General features: G+C 46.5%; 5 protein-coding genes. All 5 read left to right on the top strand.

The window, feature by feature from the left end:
- Positions 1–352: 352 nt before the first annotated feature.
- Complete coding sequence (locus HZY94_RS00660) at positions 353–799, top strand: flavodoxin (protein ID WP_179924536.1); 447 nt, start codon at positions 353–355, stop codon at positions 797–799.
- Between the two features lie 128 nt (positions 800–927).
- Positions 928–2,430, top strand: a complete 1,503-nt coding sequence (locus HZY94_RS00655; protein ID WP_179924535.1) for a hypothetical protein — start codon at positions 928–930, stop codon at positions 2,428–2,430.
- Between the two features lies 1 nt (position 2,431).
- Positions 2,432–3,079 carry a uracil-DNA glycosylase gene (locus HZY94_RS00650; protein WP_373683170.1) on the top strand — a complete coding sequence of 216 codons (648 nt, stop codon included), beginning with the start codon at positions 2,432–2,434 and terminating at the stop codon, positions 3,077–3,079.
- Positions 3,076–3,546 (top strand): NUDIX hydrolase, encoded by a 471-nt coding sequence (locus HZY94_RS00645; protein ID WP_179924532.1) that lies wholly within the window; start codon positions 3,076–3,078, stop codon positions 3,544–3,546. The genes HZY94_RS00650 and HZY94_RS00645 overlap by 4 nt, the downstream gene beginning before the upstream one ends.
- Before the next feature lie 144 nt (positions 3,547–3,690).
- Positions 3,691–5,961 carry a cell surface ecto-5'-nucleotidase Nt5e gene (nt5e, locus tag HZY94_RS00640; RefSeq protein ID WP_179924530.1) on the top strand — a complete coding sequence of 757 codons (2,271 nt, stop codon included), beginning with the start codon at positions 3,691–3,693 and terminating at the stop codon, positions 5,959–5,961.
- Positions 5,962–6,273: the final 312 nt, after the last annotated feature.

Here is a 6,273-nt window from a genome sequence, read left to right as displayed (position 1 = left end):
TTTGAAGAGCTAAAAAACTACGCTAAGGCTCCATATACAACACCCAAATAAGAAAAAAGACTAGCCAAATCCCTTGGGGCACAAGGGGTTAGCTGGTCTTTGTCTATTTTTAGGTGATAAAGTCGGGGAGCAATGCAAACTTTCAGATTACTTGTGATATAATGTAAAATGAACGAGGAATATTCATACTCTTTCTATTTTGAATCCACACGGCCTAACGTGAGTTATGCCTGCGTCTGGCTGCCTAGTGTGGATCCAAACTAGTTTGCGTATTCCATTTTAAAATGAAAGTAGCATCATTTTCAAAAAGTTGAGTATTCTGATTTTGATTAGGTATACAGAGGAGGACCTTATGGCATTAGCAAAAATTGTCTATGCAAGTATGACAGGGAATACAGAAGAAATTGCGGACATTGTTGCCGATAAATTACGAGATCTTGGTGTGGATGTGGACATTGATGAGTGTACAACGGTTGAGGCAGAGGATTTTCTCGAGGCCGATGTAGCTATCGTGGCTTCCTATACCTATGGGGACGGTGAGTTGCCAGATGAGATTGTGGACTTTTATGAAGATCTTAAAGAGCTAAATCTTGAAGGTAAATACTATGGCGTAGTCGGCTCTGGCGATACCTTCTATGACGAGTTCTGTAAGGCAGTTGATGATTTTGATCAAGTTTTTGCCGAAATTGGGGCTGAAAAAATTTCCGAAAGTGTCAAAGTTGATTTGGCCGCCGAAGACGAAGATATTGAAAATCTCGAAAAATTTGCCGAAGAGATTGCTGCGAAGTTGGCTGAATGAGACAAGAGGCTGGGCCATGCCCGGCCTCGAAGTGTATTGTCGAGAAGATTGGAGGCAGTTCAAAGGGAAGGCTCTCTTCCTGTCTGCTTCCCTGATCCCCTCTCTTATTGTGGAAAGGACGGAAGGACGTGTCCAAACTTTATCAGGTCTTAACGAGACTGTTGCAGATTTTTTTACTGGTGTTGGCGGTGCATTGGGTCTTCATTGCTTTTGTCAATTTGGGCCAGCCCTGGTGGCTGACCATGCCGGCTGCCCTGGGTCTGTTTTTTTGGATCTATAAGCAACCGGCTTTTTGGAAGCGGATCTATGATTTTTTAGGCCGGCATAAGCTTGCGGTAATTCTGGTTTTGACGGCTTTTCAAATCCTCTTGCTCTTGTCAGCCCAGCTCTTGATTCGGCGGGATGCAGCGGTTGTCTTTTTAGGAGCCTTTGAGCTCTCAAAGCCGCTCTCGATTGCCAGTTACCTCACGCGCAACCCCAATAACCTTCCCTTGTTTCTCTATGAGCGCTGGTTTTTTAAAGCCTTTGGGATGAACGCTCTTTGGGTCTTACAGGGAATCAATCTACTGGCGACCAATAGTACAGCCTTGATTCTCTTTAAGGGAGTCGAGAGCTTTTGGGGACGCAAGCGGGCAGATTTGGTTTTTCTCTTTTATACAGCCTTGCTGGTGGCATCACCTTTCTTTATGGCCATGTATACAGATATGCTGGCTTTGCCCCTGATTAGCCTGCAATTTTTCTTTGCTTTAGGCCTGTTGAAGGCGCGACAGACGACCTCGCTGATTATTCGTTTGGCCTTGCAGCTAGGCCTGCTGACGGCTCTAGCCTATTTCCTCAGACCGACCGTTTTAGTGACGATTCTAGCCCTCTTTTTAATATTGTTTTTTACCAAAGAGTGGAAGAAGTGTCTTTTGGGCCTTAGTTTCTTTGGTTTGGGTTTTGCCTTGCTGAGCTTTCCGGTGCAACAGATGATTGCGCATCAAGATGAGGTGCAATTAATTGAAGGAGAAGGCTTGGCAAAAACGCCCCTCCTCTTCATCAATCTGGGATTGACCTATTCCGGGACGGATCAAGAGGACATGAAGGAAGGCTTGCTGGCCTACTTGGAGCCGGAGGAGCGAGAGAAGTATAATAATGGCATGTTTGCTAAGGAGAATGTCAAAAAGGAAATTGTTCGTCGCCTCCAAGCCTATACTCCCTGGACCTTCCTGGAGCACACCCAGGTCAAACAGGCAGGGACTGTGAAAAACGGAACTATGAACTGGATCTATTATGAAGATTTGGCCAAGGAAAAAACGACTTATGTGTCACCCCTTTATGAGGAAATTGGCCAGCAAGCCTTTTTCACCTGGATCCGCCGGCATTTTATCTCCTATGATCGGCCTGAGTTTCAGGTCTATGCCTGGGTCAAACAGTTGGTCTGGTTAGCCCTGGCCTGGGGAGTGCTGCGGGCCAGCCGGCGTTATGCTGGCGATCGGGTGGAGCTACAGTTTGTGATGTTGGCAGTTTTGGGCGGTTTTCTCTTCTTACAAGTCTTTGAAGGTGGTAAGACCCGCTATTTAATTCAGTTTTTACCACAAATTTTAACCTTATCAAGTATGGGATGGATTCGAAATGACAAGCATGGATAGATTGAAGCAGACAGACTGGTATCCCGCTTTGCTGGCGGAACTGGGGAGTGATTATTTTGACCGGGTTCAGGCCTTTCTAGATGAGGTTTATGTAGATAATCGTGTTTTCCCAGAACGGGAGGCTGTTTTTCGAGCCTTTGAACTGACTAGTCTGGCTCAGACGCGGGTGGTGATTTTGGGTCAGGATCCCTACCATGGGGAGGGGCAGGCGGATGGCTTGAGCTTTTCGGTTCCCACTGGGATCAAGGCTCCGCCTTCTCTGCGCAATATTTTTAAGGAGTTGGAAGCCGATCTGGGGGTGCGGCAAGAGACGGACTTGTCTGACTGGGCTCGGTCTGGTGTGCTTTTGTTAAATAGCGTTTTGACGGTCGCAGCTGGCCAGGCTAACAGCCATCAAGGGCGTATCTGGGAACCCTTAACAGATGCCGTGATTTCGCTTGTGGGACGGAAAACAGAGGCAGCGGTTTTTATACTCTGGGGCAAGTCTGCTCAAAGGAAAAAGTCCTTGATTGGGCCGGGACATCAGATTTTGGAAGCAGTCCATCCCAGTCCTCTGTCAGCCTATCGGGGTTTCTTCGGGAGTCGGCCTTTTTCCCAAGCGAATGCATTTTTGGCAGAGCCGATTGATTGGTTAGGAGGAAAATCATGAAGCAGCAGTTGGCAACGATTTGTTATTTGGATAATGGGCAGGAGTTTTTACTTCTGCATCGGAATAAGAAGCCGAATGATGTGCATGAGGGTAAGTGGATTGGTGTTGGTGGCAAGGTTGAGGCGGGTGAGAGTCCGGAGGAGTGTGCCAAGCGTGAGGTCTTCGAGGAGACGGGGTATGTGGTTGAGGCCATGGATCTGGTTGGTCTGATCACCTTTCCGGCTTTTACGCCTGGGACGGACTGGTACGCCTATGTTTATCGGGTTCATGATTTTACGGGTGAGCAAATTGAGAGCCCGGAAGGGACTTTGGCCTGGGTGCCCTATGATCAGGTTCTCGCTAAACCAAGTTGGGAGGGGGATCATCTTTTTCTCCAGTGGATTTTAGACCAGAAACCTCTGTTCTCAGCCAAAATGGCCTATGAGGGAGAGGAACTCAAGGATTGGTCTGTTCATTTTTATCAGTAGGACGAAGAATAAGTAGTTTTATTTCTATTTTTATTTATAAAAATAGAACGTTCATCTTTTCTTGGAAAAGTTATGTTGATTTTGTTCGGCTTTTTTTCGTTCTTGTGCTATAATAAGGGGTAGAAAATGGAAAGGATTGTATCAATGAAAAAAGAAGCATTGCTGCCACTTGTATCTGCTGGCCTCCTGGCCCCACTCTTCCTCTCAACAGGAGTTGCTGCTGACGAAGTCAGCGCCGAACAACCAGCGGAAGCGGTTAGTCAGGTTGAAAGTCCTGCTACTGAACCAGCTGCTGCTCCTACAGCAAGTTTGGCTGTTCAACCGCCAGTCGTGGAGGTTCCTGTAGAAGCTGCAGTGGAAGTCACTGAAGCGCAAGCTGAGTCAAATGATGTGACAGCGCGTGCTGCCAGTGCGGAGGCTGAACCTGCTCAAGCTGCTCAGGATTTAGTGATCCTCCATACCAATGATGTTCACGGGCGGATTGTCGAAGACCGGAACGTTATCGGTGATGCCAAAGCAGCCGCTGTTATCAAGGCTGAAAAAGCGCAACAGCCAACCTTGGTGGTTGATGCTGGAGATGCCTTCCAAGGGCTCCCAATTTCCAACTCTAGCAAGGGTGAGGAACGCTTGAAGATTCTTAACATGGTTGGCTACGATGCGATTGCAGTCGGAAACCATGAGTTTGACTTTGGTTTGGATCAACTTCGTCGCTATGAGCAACTGCTTGAGTTTCCAATCCTTTCTGCCAATACTTATATCGACGGAACACGTCTCTTCAAGGCGTCTACCATTGTGGACAAAACTCCAGACCTAGCTGGGGATGAGTTTGTGGTTATCGGGGTAACAACACCTGAAACAGCAACCAAAACACACCCAAATAATGTGGTCGGTGTAACCTTTACCGAGCCGATTGCAGAAGTTCAAAATGTAATCGCAGAGATCGAAGCCAAGGCCAAGGCTGAAGGTAAGTCTTATAAAAACTATGTAATCTTGGCCCACCTTGGGGTTGATGCAACAACACCACTGGAATGGCGTGGTGATAGCTTGGCTGAAGCCCTTTCAAAAAATGAAAGTTTGAAAGATAAGCGTATCATTTTGATTGATGGTCATTCCCATACCGTTGCAACAGCAACCTATGGTAGCAATGTAACCTATAACCAAACTGGTTCTTACCTCAACAATATTGGTAAAATTGTTCTGAAGTCCGATCAATTGCTTGGTCAAACTAGCTTGATTTCTGCAGCTGATTTGAAAAACGCTGAAGCAGATCCAGAAATTGCAGCAGTGGTGAGCCGGATCAAAGAGGCCTATGACGCCGATAATGCTGTAGTCGTTCGCGCCAATAATACCGTTGAACTTAAAGGAAATCGGGAAAATGTCCGGGTTCGTGAAACTAACCTTGGAAACATTGTCACAGATGCCCTTTATGCTTACGGCCAAACTGGTTTCCAAAACCCAAGTCACCTAGCGGTAACTAATGGGGGTGGACTGCGTGAAACCATCGCTAAAGACAAGGACATTACCAAGGGTGATGTGATTGCGGTGCTACCATTCGGAAACTTGATTTCGCAAATTACCGTTAAGGGCCAACAAATTCAGGACATGTTCAAGCGTTCGCTGTCTGCTATTCACCAGAAAGGTGCTGATGGCAATCCTGTCTTGGATGAGAATGGTTTGCCATTATTAGAGCCAAGCGGTTTCTTCCTCCATGTTTCTGGGGCGCGTGTTTTCTTTGACCCAACCCTTGAAGCAGCTGAACGGATTCTGAAAATCCAAATCTTGGATCCAGAAACACAAACCTACCAAGATCTTGATTTGGAAAAAACCTACTACCTTGCAACCAATGATTTCGTTGCAGCAGGTGGTGATGGCTATGACATGCTCGGTGGTGCCCGTGAAGAAGGACCATCCATGGATGCTGTCTTTGCTGAATTTTTGAAAACAGCTGACCTCAGTCAATACGCTGTGGTGAATCCAAATTCACGAATTGTGGCAACATCCAGCGTCTTGGACAGCAATGCCAATGGAATCCCAGACTGGCAGGAAGTTGCTAACCCAGCAAAACCGGAAGAGCCAGCGAAGCCAGAAGAGCCAGCGAAACCGGAAGAACCAGCGAAGCCAGAAGAACCAGCAAAACCGGAAGAGCCAGCGAAGCCAGAAGAGCCAGCGAAGCCAGAAGAGCCAGCTAAACAGGATCAAGTTGCGCAAGAGCAAGAGAAACCTGCTACCAAACGGGTATCCTTGGCTTACAACCCAAGTTACCAGGCACCAGCTAAGGTTCAAGCTACCGCTAAAGCCCCAGCTGCTAAGTCCTTGCCGAATACTGGTACTGAAAATGCATCAGGAGCTGCAGTTCTTGGACTTGGTTTCCTAGCAACTCTGGGAATGGTTCAACGCAAACGTCGGAAGAACTAGACCTCAACTAGGAAAGCAATCATGTTTCAGTTGTGGCATTGGAGTTGACAGTGTACTTGTCTCCTTTTCCAGCTGAAAATGCTATCAATTATGGCATACAATTAAAAAGGTCTAGTCTCCTCATGTGGGCTAGACCTTTTTACTATCTATATAAATTAGATGGAGTTAACCTATGGAAAAATATTACAGCCTCTTAAAATCATCCTTGAAGGATAAAAGTTCAGGCTCTTTGTCAACTGTAGTGGGTAGAATTTTACAATCTATAAATAGTGAGTACAATATAGCCTAAAAATGGCTTCCTTTCAATTCATA

The sequence above is a fragment of the Streptococcus danieliae genome, from assembly GCF_013415245.1.
In the GTDB taxonomy this organism is placed as follows: domain Bacteria; phylum Bacillota; class Bacilli; order Lactobacillales; family Streptococcaceae; genus Streptococcus; species Streptococcus danieliae_A.
This window is presented reverse-complemented; position numbering and strand designations above follow the sequence as displayed.